Below are 13,336 nucleotides of genomic sequence, written 5' to 3'. Positions count from 1 at the left end.
TGTAACCAAATCATCCAAATGAATCTTAATATCAAAGGAAAAGCCGAGCATACATTCGATGCCATCGTGGTTGGCTCCGGCATGTCCGGTGGCTGGGCCGCAAAGGAATTGTGCGAAAAAGGTCTCAAAACTCTCGTTTTAGAACGTGGCCGGGATCTCAAACACATCGTCGATTACGACACGACAAATTCACCTCCCTGGGAGCTCCAGTGGCAGAATAAGGCATCCCGCGAGATGAAGGAGCGCCAGCACAAGCAGGCCCGCACCGGATATACGATCAAACCTGCCACAAACCAGATGTTTGTGGACGATATCGAGCACCCATACGAAGAGAAGAAACCTTTCGATTGGATGCGCGGCTACCATAAGGGGGGACGCTCCCTTATGTGGGGAAAACAAAGCTATCGATTGAGCCCGATGGATATGGAAGCGAATGCCAAGGAAGGCATTTCGATACCGTGGCCAATCAAATATGAGGAACTCGCACCGTGGTATGACTACGTCGAACGCTTCGCCGGAATCAGCGGATCCATCGAGGGATTGGAACAATTGCCAGATGGTATTTTCCAGCCCCCGATGGATCTGACCCCGCCGGAGCTTGATCTCAAAGCATCCATTGAGAAAAAATGGCGCGGCCGAACCCTCATTCCCGGACGCGTGGCACATCTTACCGCACCTACCGCAGAGCAATTGGCCTTGGGACGCTCGTCCTGCATGTATCGGAATCTCTGCTCCCGCGGTTGTCCCTTTGGAGCCTACTTCAGTAGCCAGGCGGCGACCTTGAAAGCAGCCGAGAATACGGGAAATATGACTCTGAGGCCTCATTCCATCGTCCACTCTGTCATTTTCGATGATAAATCCAGCAAAGCGATAGGCGTGCGTCTCATTGATGAGCTGACGATGGAGACGACCGAATACTATGCGAAAATCATCTTCTTGAATGCGTCTACCATCGCTTCGACAGCGATCCTGATGAATTCCAAGTCCGACCGTTTCCCGGAAGGGATGGATGAGAGTGGCTCTCTGGGCAAATACCTCATGGATCATCATTTGAGAGTGGGTGCGAGTGCGGTGCTGGATACCCATCCGGATAAGATCCATTATGGAAGACGTCCAAACGGGTTTTACATCCCGCGTTACCGGAACTTCAAGGAAGAGCCGAATCAGAAGTATCTCCGCGGATTCGGCTACCAAGGTGGGGCCATGCGCCAAAACTGGAGCCGGAATATCGAAGGGTTTGGTGCGGAATTCAAGAAAGAGCTAACCTCGTTTGGTCCATGGTCTGTGGGGATGGGAGGATTCGGCGAATGTCTCCCTTACGAAAACAATCAGATCTATTTCAGTAAGGACAAAACCGATAAATGGGGTCTTCCAGTGATCGTCGCTGATGCCGAATATCAGGAAAACGAGCACAACATGCGTATTGATATGATGAACGACGCAGCTGAGATGCTGGAAAGCATGGGCGCGGAAAACATCAGAACAAACAACAGCAAACCGATCATCGGGCTGGGAATCCACGAGATGGGAACCGCCAGGATGGGTAGCTCGCCAAAAGAATCGGTGCTTAACAGACATAATCAAGTTTGGGGCGCTGAGAATGTATTCTGCACAGATGGCGCCGCGATGGTCTCCGCAGGTTGCCAGAATCCATCTCTCACCTACATGGCGCTCACCGCCAGAGCTGCTGACTTCGCTGTCAGTGAGATGAGGAAAGGTAACCTCTAGATCCTGACTTCAGCACCCCGGGAGCTTCCAGAAACGGTGGAGGCTCCCGGTTTTATCATTTGATCAGTTTCCCGGGGATCTCGATGACTTTCCCTAAGTGCGAAACGAAAAACCGGTCCTCTGGCTGGGGTTTAACAATTTGCCCACCGGTGAATGAGCCAAATGAAGGCAATGTAAGGACGTTATCCCTGAGATGAAAGCATGCCGGGCGCAACACGGTGTTTTTTCCGTCCGCGATTCTGACCACCGGATGTATGTGACCACAGATATTGAAAAGTTCTGGCGACGCATCCTGCGGTTTATGGACAATACGGATATCGCCAATCTCCCGATGGGAACACATATCAAAAGATTCTGGGAGGCTGGCAATTTTGTCGTCATGATTTCCTTTTACCAACGTGAAAGGAATCCTGATCTGACGTAAGAAATCCTCGAAAACATCGATAACCTCCTCTTCGAATCCGGAATTGGCATGAAACAGATCCCCGGCAATCACCAGATGGTCAGGCTGATATTCTAAAATAAGTTGGGTCAGGCGTTCCAAATCCTTCCGGGTGTCTCCCTCTGGCACCGGAAGACCGTTTGCACGGAAAACCGCGGATTTCCCCAAATGTAAATCTGCCGCGATAAGAAATCTCAATCCGGATTCGATGAGAACCGCAGAATCCGGCAACAATTGTATCGATTTATTTATAATCATTCAGCCTCACCAATATCCTCGTTCCACAAATCCGGATTTGCTCTTATGAAGTTGGACATCATCTTGATGCAGGACTCGTCATTCATCACGTTCAACTTTACTCCATGGGCTTTCAATAACTCTTCCGCCCCCATGAAGGTCTTGTTTTCACCTATAACAATCCTTGGGATCTTGTAGAGCAAAGCCGCACCGGAACACATCGGGCATGGGGACAGAGTTGTGAACAGAGTGCACTCCTGATAGATAGTAGGGGAAAGACGACCGGCATTTTCCAATGCATCCATCTCAGCATGAAGAATTGTGCTGTTTTTCTGAACTCTCCGGTTATGCCCGCGTCCTATTATTTTACCATCGTGGACAAGCACACTGCCAATAGGGATACCGCCTTCTCGCTGTCCCGACAAAGCTTCCTCAACTGCCGCTTGCAGAAAAATGTCCATGCCTGACAATATGAATGGCTTTCATTTCCTGTCTAGGGAAAGACATACACAAGATTTTCCAACCCCCTCAAATAATAAAACATGCCAAAAGTCAGATTAGCAGGAACAGTAGCCGGCGAGAAAGATCCTAACAGACAATCCAGAGCCAAGCTGCTTTACCGCTTGTTCAGTAAAGGATGGGACATATATAACTCAAACGGAGATCAAAGAATTTCACTCTCGAATATCGAGAAAAAAATCATCGAAGCAGATGCTTTTGTTTTCACTCCGGGAGCAACCCTGGAAGATTTATTCAAGGCGGTTTCCATCTTTGTCGGGTATCAGACGATGGATAAAAATTTGGCGAACAAGCCCACTGTTCTACTCAATACCGATGGGTCCTGGAATGGTTTGCTGCAGCTTTTGGACCACCTCAGACAGATAGGGACTGTTGCCCAAAATCCTGCGGATTACCTATTGGAAACAGACCATGTGGATGGTGTTTTGGAGCTTCTGGAAAAAGCTAGAGAGGCGGGTCTGCCGGAGATTGGGAGGATACCGACAGGCGAAATCGCGGGTCCCTCGTTTGATTCGCCACCTCCGGCGGAAAACATCGGAAACGTTTGTGTTTTCTGTTCCGCTTCGATTGAAAAGGAAGGCTATCTGAAGGACGGATATGACTTCGGCCGGATGCTTGCGGAGAATCGTCTGGGCTGCATTTCTGGAGCCGGGAATTCCGGAATCATGGGAGAGGTGGTCCGTGGATCGGTTGAGGCGGGTGGATGGGCGGGAGGCTCAAACGTGCCGCATATCATTGAGCTAGAGGGCCTACCGGAAGGGCTTTCCAGCTTCTGGCTAAAACCCGACATCTACACCCGCATGGGTGTGATGATCGAGCGCTCGGAAGCGTTTGTGATCTTCCCGGGTGGAGCAGGAACTGTCCAGGAGATGCTCGCATTAATGATCTTCAAACAGCAGAATAAAAAAGGGATGAGCAATAAACCTGTGGTTATTTACAATCGCCCTGATGAAAGCGGTAGGCGCTTTTGGGATCCTATGATCCGATTACTCGGAGAGTGGTGTTATGACGGTGAATTTACCGTGGTCGAGAATCTCGATGAAATAATTCCAACGGTGAAGGAGCTCTTATAACCGAATTTTTTGCAGATATTACCTTTAGTTGCTTGTCAGCAGCGGCACATGCCAACACCTTGGAGCCGAGTGAAAGTCGGATTATTGCTCAACCCGCAAAAAGCCGGGGGATTGAATACGTTGCTGGCCTTAAGGGTAGCACTGGAGAGTCGTGGCTGTGAGTGCGTTCTGGAACGAAAAACAGCCCAACTCGCTGGAGAAAACGAAGGCATTTATGCACGGGAGTTCCCGGATCAAGTGGATATCGCGGCAGTTTTGGGTGGTGATGGAACCATGATGCATGCTGTCTCTAGGTTCGGCGATTTCAGGAAACCTGTTGCCGGCATCAATATTGGCACATTGGGCTTTTTGACGACCTGCACGGACGCAGAGCTCGACGATTTTGCTGAAGCGGTCGCCACCGGGACATTCAATATCAGTGTGCGGATGTTGCTCAAGGCAACCGTTTCCCGGAAAAACGGTGAAGAGGAGACTTATTACGGGCTGAATGAGGTAACGATGGCCCGCGGTGAAACAGGCCGGTTGGTGACTTTGAAAGCCAAGATCGACGGGGAGTGGCTAAATCGTTATCGGGCCGATGGCCTTATCGTCGCAACTCCTACCGGATCTACCGCATACTCTCTCTCGGCCGGGGGACCGCTGATTGCGCCACAGTCCTCGGTCATGGTTATCACTCCCATCTGTCCTCACAGCCTCAGTCAGAGATCGCTGGTCGTTTCCGATGATGTGGAAGTCGAAATCTCACCGGAACGTGCGGATGACGGACCGATGATTTTCACAGTCGATGGACGTGATACCACACGTATCGATCCCGGAGACCGCGTGACCGTCGTGAAGGCTGAGCGATCCTTCCATCTACTGAGACTGGAGGGAACCTCGTTTTATGAAGCTCTACGTCAGAAACTTGGCTGGCAGGGAGTATGAATTCGAAGGTTTGACCAAGAAGCGCACTAGAGGACCCGATCCAAAGAAGCAATCAGCTTCCCTCTAAGTTCTCCTGCAATGGCAGCCAGCCTTCGCTGCTCGGTTTCATAATGCTTCCGTCCCTCGGCAGTCTCTATTTTGATCGGAATCACTTGCCACTTGGACAGATCATAAGGACTGGCTCTCATATCCAGGTTTCTCAGTTCATTGGCTAGAAGAAAGCACTCCAGCAATAAACCCGATCCGATCCATGGCATGCATTTTGCCGCCCATTTATACAAGTCCATATTGGCATGGACGCACCCGGGCTGCTCGTTCTCCAACCGGGTATCAATCGAAGGCTGGATTTTATTGAGAGGCCTTGCAGCCTTCGCGAAAAATCGGAACGCATCATGGTGAGTGCAGGTAATGCTCCGGCTTTCGATCAGGCTATCAATTTCCTCTTGTTTCAGCCGCAAAGGAGCCAGGCCGGAGTGCCGGATTTCTTCGGCCTGGTAAACCATTGCCCATTCGTGCAAACCATGACATGCAAAATTTGGAGTGTGTCTCTGTGTCGCCATTAAAAGTTCTTGGATCCAGAGCAAGCGGGCTCTTTCTTTTTCCTCCATTTTCCCACGATCCAAGAAAAATGTCCGATCCCGATGGCTGTAACGTTTGCCGGAAAATCTTTTTGGCAGAGTTATCACATCACCAATTTCCAATCTGACGCCGATTTCTGGATGCCATTGCTCGATAATCGACAAAGGGTAGGGGTAGTAATCGAATAAAAAGTCTTCCACCGGATGCGATTCCCCACAGTCTCTACGTTTTCTCACACTTGCGGTAAATTTGCTGGCTTTCTGGAAATGTTCCGATGCTTGCTTTTCCCATACATTGAAAGGAACGATATCGTTTTGGATGTTGAGGGAATTCATCTTTCTGCCGGAAATTGACCAGAAAAATCAGAAACATGCAAAATAACTCTTGCCATATCCCGTTGTTTCAGTGTAGTTTGTCCGCCCACGCCGGAAGGCGGAGGTCCTAATCGCGGGATGGAGAAGTCAGGTATCTCGTCAGGCTCATAACCTGAAGATCGTAGGTTCAAATCCTGCTCCCGCAACCAATGAAAGGCGCTAAGTTTAAACAACTTAGCGCCTTTCGCCATTTCGGGCCTACCTTTTCTCAATGACGATTCGGTAGACGCCTTTAATTTATTTCAAATAGCAAATAGCCTGGTGGATCGCACATCTGGATTTGCGATACCACCTTTCTCCGGTCGCAGGGTTCAATTTGCCACGGCCGGTCGGAAATATTTCAGGAACGCTTCGTTTGTAGGCAGATAGTCGTTGGCGATTGCTTCGACATGGCCATCGACAAAAAGGCAGTGAGCCTTGTCTTTATAATTTCCATGTGGAGCTTGGCGATAAGGGCCAATGATGGTTCCTGGACTATTTGTCTGTTGTTCGGCCATTAAAATCGTCCGGTTCGGGAAGTCGATGGTGTTGAGACTGGTCCGTTTGTAGCCGGGACTATCATCTTCGCTATTGGGGGTGGTCCAGCCGTTCACCAAATGATTGTATCCGAACCCACCGATTTGCTGCTCGGGATGACCTGAGAAATCGATTTCTTCGGTAGGAATTCCTTTTGCTAACTCTACCTCTGAAAGAGGGTTGTTGAGAAAGGTATCCCGGGGATGGGTCGTCCATCTATAAGATCCGCCGTCACCAATGCAGGCACCTATCTGCTCACCTATCAGGTCGTAAATCGTATACTGTCTCCAGGCAACTCCGGGCCCTCCGATCCATCCTCCGTAGCTGGGAAAATATCCGGGTGGTGTGCGTCCTTTGTTTTCCAAGCCTTCGTCGCGTATCACATGCACGGATAGCCCGCATTGTCTTAAATTACTTACGCAGGTGGAGGCTTTCGCCGCCAGCCTCGCTCTATTTGCGACGCTGAAAACAACTCCGGCTAGAACTGCGATGATGGTAATTACGACAAGAAGTTCCACCAAGGTGAAACCATATTTTGGTTTGCGATGCGTTTTCATAGGTTCCATGAATGAACACATGCTTTAGAAATCACTCCTGTCTGGAAATGATTGGGTAAAGATGTATTCGATACCTAATCTTGTAACGCTTCGCTTTTGATAATCGAATGGCTGATCGTCGGGAATAAATAGCGAATCCTCGTATGAATCTGATCAACGACGAGGACCCCCATATATATCTGCAGCTGCCTGCAATGACCCGGATACCTACGTTGTGTGCGAGAATCTATTCAGAAACATTTATCCAGGAATGGTTTCGCAGACTCCCGCTAGTGCCGCCATATAAATGTCTTCTCTATACAATCGGGATAGGGAGCCACAGGAGCTTTCCGGCAGAGAGCCGGCACTACGCAGGCCAGCCAACATCCAGGATGCCTTGTCAGTGGAAGGTCGATTCACCGAGTTTCCATAAAACATGTGAAATCCTCTGCCGGAGACCTTCGCTGCGCCAGTGAAGAAAACATCGTCCAAGCTATTCCTAAGAATTTCTGGCGAGGCACCAGTGAATTCCTTCTTCGCTAAAATCATGATCAAATCCTCGCGAAATGATGGATCGTCACACAGCTTACAACTCTCCAGCAATGCGGAAACCAAAGCGATCGATTCCTCTCGCCGCTCTTGAATGAATTCGCCCGAAACCAGGAGGACTTTTTCTGGATGGCCATGGGACAAATCGGCGGAAGTGACCGGAGACCAACCGTATCCACCTAGAATTGCCTCGGAATTGAACGGTTCCCCGACACAATAACCGTCTATATGGCCCGCCTTCAGATGGCGGGGCATCAGAGAAGGGGGGAGAGTGATAATTTCCACATCCGTGTCTTCCAATCCGTGGCGTTTGAGCCAGGTATGTAACAATACTCCATGCGATGAGAAACGATGTGTGGCCGCGAGGGTGAAGGGCCGGTCCTTTTTCCACTGTCGCGCGAGATAATTCTTCAGACCCACGCCATTTCCGATCACTTCCGGAGGCAATTCGGTCGATAGCGTGATGGCATTTCCATGAAGATTCAGAACCAGAGGAACCGCGACTTCACAGCGGAGATCCGTTAAACCAAAGCCTAGTGCGAAAGCAATCCCGGCGATCGATTCCGCTGCATCGAGCTCTCCATAGAATAGCCTGTCCCTCACAGTGGCCCATCCGAGCTCGCGGTGCAAAACAACGTTCAATCCGTATTTACGGAAAATACCCATTTCCTGGGCAACGGCGAGTGGCGCACAATCTGTTAGCGGGATATACCCCAGACGGATCGGCTGGGATTTTTTTGAAATCGGTGGGCTGGAACGCATGACTCCTGCCAAGTAAGCGTGTAGAATGCCAATTTTTAAATTTTGGCATAAGCGGTGCTTATTTCCCGGGAGTATTCGAATGAAAATTATTAATTATGGATTGGGTGCCTGATTTAAGACAGTTGAGAGCACTGGTAGCAGTGGCTGAAGAAGGCAGCTTTACTCTGGCGGCCCGGAAGCTATTCGTAACTCAATCCGCCGTGAGTCATTCGCTACGAACTCTGGAAGAGCAGTTGGGCTGCAAACTTTTGGATAGATCCGGAAAACGTGTAGCGACCACTTCCGAAGGTGATATTTTGCTGAAACGATGTAAACGAGTTCTGCAAGAGCTGGATCAAGCCACTCGCGACTTGGACGGTCTCCGTAGGTGGGGCCAAACCCGTATCCGCGTGGGGGCTCCACATAGTCTCTGCCACTATGTTGTGCCAAGTGTGCTCCGCGAGTTCCGGGATTGCTTCCCCCGGTGCGAGCCCAACATTGAGGCTGCCGATACTGCGGTTTTATTGGAAAAACTGGCTATCGGCGAGCTTGATCTTGTCGTTGGCCTGAAACCGAAAAATCATAGCACCGATGGATATCGTCCGATGTTCAATGACAGGTTGGCCTTTGTCATCTCTCCATTTCATCCTTGGGCGGCACAAGCGGACAGTATGGAAAGCAGTTTATCCGCCCAGCAATTTATCATCTATGCGAAGGCTACCGAAACGCACCGTCTCATCGAGTCCTGGATGGACAGTATGTCGGAAAAGATGAAGAAGCCATTGGTGCTGGGGGATATGCAGGCAATCAAGGAAATGGCAAAGCTAGGAACCGGAGTCGGGATCGTCGCATCCTGGGTCGCATCGAAGGAGATTGCGGATGGCACCCTGAAAGCGATCAAAATCCCAGGTCCTCAAATCGACCGGGAGTGGGGGGTATTTCACTCGGTTCAGCGTCGGCCGAGTTTGGTGGAGGAAGCATTTATCGGCCTGTGTGAAATGGCATTTGAAAATATGCCTAGCTGATTTTTAAGCGCCATCCGGTCAAGAATTTAACAGGATGGCGCTGCTTGAGACAACAAGCGCAGATTCTTCAAAATGAATAGTTCAACTCCAACGAAAACCGCGTTGTAGTAGGTATCGCGCTCTCTGTTTCAAAATGTGCGAGTTTTGCGATAGCTAGAAAATGCTCATCGAATTTTTTAGCCAGCACAGAATCAATCTCCCAACCGCGCGCGGTGGAGAGCCCGTTATCACCAAAAGCGTGAAACGTATTGGTCATTTTAACGCCCCATGCCAGAGGCATTGAGTGGCTAAGATATGCATCCGTGAGGCCACCGGTGGCTCCAGCCAACCGCTGGCCGAGGAATACATCCGCATAACCGTTGAATGCATGGAGAGTGGCAAGGGGTGTGCGAAATCCGGAGGAAAGATACTCCAGACCGGCAGTAAAAGTATGGGTTTCCATACTTTTCGCCACGGAGAGATGGGCGTAATTGCTTTCGTCATCACTATTTGTCCCAGCTTCGTTCTGGAAGGCCATTTCACCGAATAAATCCAAACCTAACAGATTTGTTTTCGCGGAAACCCCATAGGTATTATTATCCCATACATTTGGTCCATCGAAGTCCATTAGGTATGCATATGCGCCTAAAGTATAGCCCTCGACCCTATCATAGGAGGCATTGATCAAATGAATCCTGCTGCCCACATCTCCTGCGAACCCGGTGGCATCCGATCCAAAGATCCGATTCACCTGATTGATATAGGCATATTGGAGCGTAAGACCACTAATTGAAGAATTGCGCAATGAGATCGCATCATAGGTTTGTTCATTCTGGCGCCAGCCGACGTTTCCTATAAATGCCGCATTGTCGTAAATGATTCGTTGTCTTCCAACTCTGGAAGTCGTTTCGAAGCCTTGATACTGAATATAGGCCTGATTTAATTCGTTGGTTTCCGGGTCGGCAATCACGCTGTTTCCCACGATCCCCGGATCCACCCCCGGGGCACCACCGTTATAATCATCAACCGCGGATTGTGTGAACTCGCCCTCGACGAAAGCACTCAGTCCATTCCAGCTTCGACTCGTCAAACCCAGACGCTCTCTAAAACTAAAAGCATGTGATGGATCCAATCCATCTACGTCGCCGAACTCATATCGTGCTCGGATATCCAGACTCGGAGTTGCCCAAGGCGGTGATTCTGAAGTGGCTGATTCTTCAATCGGAGTCCCTGCGATGGCAAATGCGGGAAACAATGACAGGACGGCAAATTTTTTCATGATATATTAATTTTCCTCTCGGCGGAAGAGGTTAACATATTGAAGCGATTTACCGGCCAAAGCCTCGCTATAATGAGTTTCTAGAATGAAGATCACGCGTCATTGGCGTGAGGCCGAATCATGGCTGAGGGTGGCCGATGAACTCCACGAGATCCTTCCGAGCTTTCACAAGATCCGGGGGATTTAAATAAAACATGTGGCCGGCTTCATAATATTCAAAACTGATGTTTTTTCTCAGAGCATCAGGAAAGCCATCGATCTGGCGCAACGAGTATTCCATACTCTGAGGTGGTGTCGCTAAATCGGCATAAGCCCCCATGACCAACACCCGCATCCTTGGGTTATCCCGCATCGCAGTCGCAAGACTGTCCGCAACATTTACGATTCGGTTATCGGAATTGAATTTCCACGGACTCACGGAAGTAAGAATTTCGTAAGGCTGATCTTCTTTCCAGCCCAGATCATCACCCAAATACGACAGCATGGCAGTGGAAAATGCTCCAAGCGCGAGAGAATACGATGGATCGTATTCCGCGTAATTCCATGTCGGAGCAGTGGAGTCCCAGGCAACGCGTCCATCAAACCGGCCGATCACTTTCTTCTCGTCGCGCAACAACTCAGCACGAAACTCCGATGGATCTAGTTCCAGATTTTTTCTTTCCCACATCTCTGCGGAAATTCCAGTCAAAGCTGCTAATTTTGCGGCGATCCGCGCTTTTTCCCCGGCACTGATATTGGTGCCTTTTTGAAGCGCCACTCCGTATTCGCCAAACGCAAATTCACTGGCATCCTTGTATAGCTGATTGCGATCACCGGGAACCTTTCCATGGAAATGAGCCGTTGTTGCGAAGGCTGGCAAATAAACTTGGGCGGACAACTGACTGCCCTGCGATGGAATCAGGGTCCGGTAGTCCAGGAGCGTGGATAGCATAACCACTCCGTTCAGGCTCATCCCGTAATGATCCTGCAGATGTTCGGCCAATCCAGCAGCACGTATACCGCCGTAGGATTCACCACAGAGATACTTGGGCGAGGCCCAGCGGTTGTTCTCGGTGACCCACATGCGTATAAAATCACCGACGGAAGAGATGTCAGACTGCAAGCTGTGGAAGTCCTTCTCATTGTCCTTTTTCTCAGCGCGGCTATAGCCCGTAGACACCGGATCAATAAAGACGAGGTCGCACACGTCCAGGAGGCTCTGATCATTGTCGATCAGTCGGGCAGGGGGCTCGATCGGCTGTGTGCCATCGCCTGGAAAAAAAACACGTTTCGGCCCTAGAATTCCTATATGGAGCCACACGGAAGACGATCCAGGACCGCCATTGAAGGCAAACATCACCGGACGTTTTGAACCTTCGGTCACGCCGCTTTTCACATAGCTCGTGTAGAACATCGATGCGGTGACATCGCCCTTATCGTCACGCAACTGCAGCTTTCCAACCGTTGACTTATAGCTGATCTCGTTTCCCGCGATAACAATTTTTCCATCCTTTGTCACAGGACTCGCCGTCTTGGCTTCTTTGGCGGGCTTCTCTGGCGGGGTTCCAGCCTTATCATCAGCAATTACTGCTTGGCTGAAAAATGCGACGACTAGAAGGGATTTGTAAAATGGATGCATAAAAGTGGAAACACGTTGAAATAAACCTCGAGCAATCTTCTCCAGAACCAGAGGTGTGGAAAGTTCGAAAAAACCAGCGAGAGGATTCCGGCCGGGAATTGTCACGATTCATGCCGCATCCTTGTCACCGGACTATCCAAACCAGAGAAGACAGCTCAACTAGCGCCATGAAGACGTATCCTCGTTTAAAACACTCCTGAAAAATCAGGTATCGTAACTTGTTACAATATATGTAATGCAAAGTCCAAATAAGATGGGATTGGTGAGAATTTCGTTTGTCGGATCGGTCGGATTTAGCACACGAGAAATCTTGATCTCCGAGGAGTCTTTTACCAGCTTCCACCTGTGAATCCTTTCCGCAGCAAGAAACTCCGGTTTCTATACCTTTTGGCGCTCGCCCAGTTATTGGGAGGCCCGATCGTGTTGCTGCATATCACGCTGTTTTCAAAGATGGTTTTGACGGAAGCGCCTGATGTCGGATTTGCCAATGCGATTCAGGAAGCGTGGCTTTCGGAGGCGTTTCAACATTCTTTCACGAAAGCCACATTGGCGGCGCCCGACAAGTTCAGCACAACAAGTGAGCAAAAAAAATCGCTCCACAAGAAAGATGTTCGGAAAGATCCGTTCACATCCTGGTTCTTTGCTACGAACCTTTTTCCGCCGTTTTCCGTTGAGTGCCTGACCGCCAACCACATCCGGACCTGGACCCCGGCTTGGCCAAACGCGCCTCCGGGACCGCCACCACGAATGGCATAAATCAGACGGCGGAAACGTCGAGATCATCACGTATTTTCAATCACGCACAGTGCTTGAGCTTCGTGATCCATGCTGCTTTGGGACGACCGATTCTTCCCGAACGAATTATCTGATTTTTTATCCTAACCCATTCGACTCTATGAATTATTTAAAACAATCCCCCTATCTATTATTTCTTACATTTTTTACACCCATCTCAAAAGCCCAGGAAACCCCGGAATTTTCAGGTAAACTCTCTACACTCATCGTCAAAGGTAAAGACGGCAGCCTGATTGGAGAAGCTGGCACCGCCTCGATTGGCCAAACCAATTACCGGGAACTAATGGAACGGCCTTACCTAAGGCGTGGCGAGCTCTTGGAAGTGGTGCCCGGGGTCATTATCACCCAGCATTCCGGCGATGGTAAAGCGAACCAATATTTTGTTTGAGGCTTCAACCTGGATCATGGCACGGATTTTTCCA

Annotated in this window: 12 protein-coding genes and 1 tRNA gene; 6 read left to right on the top strand and 7 right to left on the bottom strand. The window is 49.7% G+C overall.

The genetic code is table 11. The features are described 5' to 3' along the window. The first annotated feature begins 18 nt into the window (after positions 1-18). Positions 19-1,728 (top strand): GMC oxidoreductase, encoded by a 1,710-nt coding sequence (locus ACFSSA_RS15490; RefSeq protein WP_386821538.1) that lies wholly within the window; start codon positions 19-21, stop codon positions 1,726-1,728. A gap of 55 nt (positions 1,729-1,783) precedes the next feature. Here ACFSSA_RS15490 and pdeM read toward each other — a convergent pair whose 3' ends face one another. Together pdeM and ACFSSA_RS15480 are read right to left on the bottom strand one after the other, a co-directional pair. Next, a complete protein-coding gene (gene pdeM / locus ACFSSA_RS15485) occupies positions 1,784-2,428 on the bottom strand; it encodes a ligase-associated DNA damage response endonuclease PdeM (RefSeq protein WP_386821537.1) in 645 nt (214 codons plus the stop codon). Further along, positions 2,425-2,868: a nucleoside deaminase gene (locus ACFSSA_RS15480; RefSeq protein ID WP_386821536.1), complete on the bottom strand. Its 444-nt coding sequence runs from the start codon at positions 2,866-2,868 to the stop codon at positions 2,425-2,427. The genes pdeM and ACFSSA_RS15480 overlap by 4 nt, the downstream gene beginning before the upstream one ends. Positions 2,869-2,949: 81 nt before the next feature. Between ACFSSA_RS15480 and ACFSSA_RS15475 the strand changes: the two genes are divergently transcribed. Both ACFSSA_RS15475 and ACFSSA_RS15470 read left to right on the top strand, forming a co-directional pair. After that, on the top strand, positions 2,950-3,999 hold the full coding sequence (locus tag ACFSSA_RS15475; protein ID WP_386821535.1) for an LOG family protein: 1,050 nt from the start codon (positions 2,950-2,952) through the stop codon (positions 3,997-3,999). 69 nt (positions 4,000-4,068) lie between these two features. Beyond that, positions 4,069-4,923: an NAD(+)/NADH kinase gene (locus ACFSSA_RS15470; protein ID WP_386821534.1), complete on the top strand. Its 855-nt coding sequence runs from the start codon at positions 4,069-4,071 to the stop codon at positions 4,921-4,923. A 26-nt stretch (positions 4,924-4,949) separates the two neighbouring features. On the opposite strand, the gene ACFSSA_RS15465 is transcribed toward ACFSSA_RS15470, so the two are convergent. Next, positions 4,950-5,837, bottom strand: coding sequence for a 3-methyladenine DNA glycosylase (locus tag ACFSSA_RS15465; protein ID WP_386821533.1), 888 nt, complete (start codon positions 5,835-5,837; stop codon positions 4,950-4,952). A gap of 111 nt (positions 5,838-5,948) precedes the next feature. On the opposite strand from ACFSSA_RS15465, the gene ACFSSA_RS15460 reads away from it, so the two are divergent. Further along, positions 5,949-6,025 (top strand) — tRNA-Met (locus tag ACFSSA_RS15460). Positions 6,026-6,187: 162 nt separating this feature from the next. On the opposite strand, the gene ACFSSA_RS15455 is transcribed toward ACFSSA_RS15460, so the two are convergent. Continuing rightward, positions 6,188-6,949, bottom strand: a complete 762-nt coding sequence (locus ACFSSA_RS15455; protein WP_386821532.1) for a type II secretion system protein — start codon at positions 6,947-6,949, stop codon at positions 6,188-6,190. Between the two features lie 240 nt (positions 6,950-7,189). Beyond that, positions 7,190-8,239: a CmpA/NrtA family ABC transporter substrate-binding protein gene (locus ACFSSA_RS15450; protein WP_386821531.1), complete on the bottom strand. Its 1,050-nt coding sequence runs from the start codon at positions 8,237-8,239 to the stop codon at positions 7,190-7,192. Positions 8,240-8,334: 95 nt separating this feature from the next. Here ACFSSA_RS15450 and ACFSSA_RS15445 point away from each other — a divergent pair, with 95 nt between their 5' ends. After that, a complete protein-coding gene (locus tag ACFSSA_RS15445) occupies positions 8,335-9,243 on the top strand; it encodes a LysR family transcriptional regulator (RefSeq protein WP_386821530.1) in 909 nt (302 codons plus the stop codon). Between the two features lie 67 nt (positions 9,244-9,310). Here the strand turns inward: ACFSSA_RS15445 and ACFSSA_RS15440 are convergent, their stop codons facing one another. Further along, a complete protein-coding gene (locus tag ACFSSA_RS15440) occupies positions 9,311-10,501 on the bottom strand; it encodes an alginate export family protein (RefSeq protein ID WP_386821529.1) in 1,191 nt (396 codons plus the stop codon). A gap of 118 nt (positions 10,502-10,619) precedes the next feature. After that, complete coding sequence (locus tag ACFSSA_RS15435) at positions 10,620-12,119, bottom strand: S10 family peptidase (RefSeq protein ID WP_386821528.1); 1,500 nt, start codon at positions 12,117-12,119, stop codon at positions 10,620-10,622. An 895-nt stretch (positions 12,120-13,014) separates the two neighbouring features. Between ACFSSA_RS15435 and ACFSSA_RS15430 the strand changes: the two genes are divergently transcribed. After that, positions 13,015-13,302, top strand: coding sequence for a hypothetical protein (locus ACFSSA_RS15430; protein ID WP_386821527.1), 288 nt, complete (start codon positions 13,015-13,017; stop codon positions 13,300-13,302). Positions 13,303-13,336: the final 34 nt, after the last annotated feature.

Origin of the sequence: Luteolibacter algae (genome assembly GCF_042683045.1) — a bacterium.
GTDB lineage: Bacteria > Verrucomicrobiota > Verrucomicrobiia > Verrucomicrobiales > Akkermansiaceae > Luteolibacter > Luteolibacter algae.
This window is presented reverse-complemented; position numbering and strand designations above follow the sequence as displayed.

Coding starts and splice junctions, on each gene's coding strand:
- ACFSSA_RS15490 (WP_386821538.1), top strand. CDS start 19: ATGAATCTTAATATCAAAGGAAAAGCCGAGCATACATTCGATGCCATC.
- pdeM (WP_386821537.1), bottom strand. CDS start 2,428: ATGATTATAAATAAATCGATACAATTGTTGCCGGATTCTGCGGTTCTC.
- ACFSSA_RS15480 (WP_386821536.1), bottom strand. CDS start 2,868: ATGGACATTTTTCTGCAAGCGGCAGTTGAGGAAGCTTTGTCGGGACAG.
- ACFSSA_RS15475 (WP_386821535.1), top strand. CDS start 2,950: ATGCCAAAAGTCAGATTAGCAGGAACAGTAGCCGGCGAGAAAGATCCT.
- ACFSSA_RS15465 (WP_386821533.1), bottom strand. CDS start 5,837: ATGAATTCCCTCAACATCCAAAACGATATCGTTCCTTTCAATGTATGG.
- ACFSSA_RS15455 (WP_386821532.1), bottom strand. CDS start 6,949: ATGAAAACGCATCGCAAACCAAAATATGGTTTCACCTTGGTGGAACTT.
- ACFSSA_RS15450 (WP_386821531.1), bottom strand. CDS start 8,239: ATGCGTTCCAGCCCACCGATTTCAAAAAAATCCCAGCCGATCCGTCTG.
- ACFSSA_RS15445 (WP_386821530.1), top strand. CDS start 8,335: ATGGATTGGGTGCCTGATTTAAGACAGTTGAGAGCACTGGTAGCAGTG.
- ACFSSA_RS15440 (WP_386821529.1), bottom strand. CDS start 10,501: ATGAAAAAATTTGCCGTCCTGTCATTGTTTCCCGCATTTGCCATCGCA.
- ACFSSA_RS15435 (WP_386821528.1), bottom strand. CDS start 12,119: ATGCATCCATTTTACAAATCCCTTCTAGTCGTCGCATTTTTCAGCCAA.
- ACFSSA_RS15430 (WP_386821527.1), top strand. CDS start 13,015: ATGAATTATTTAAAACAATCCCCCTATCTATTATTTCTTACATTTTTT.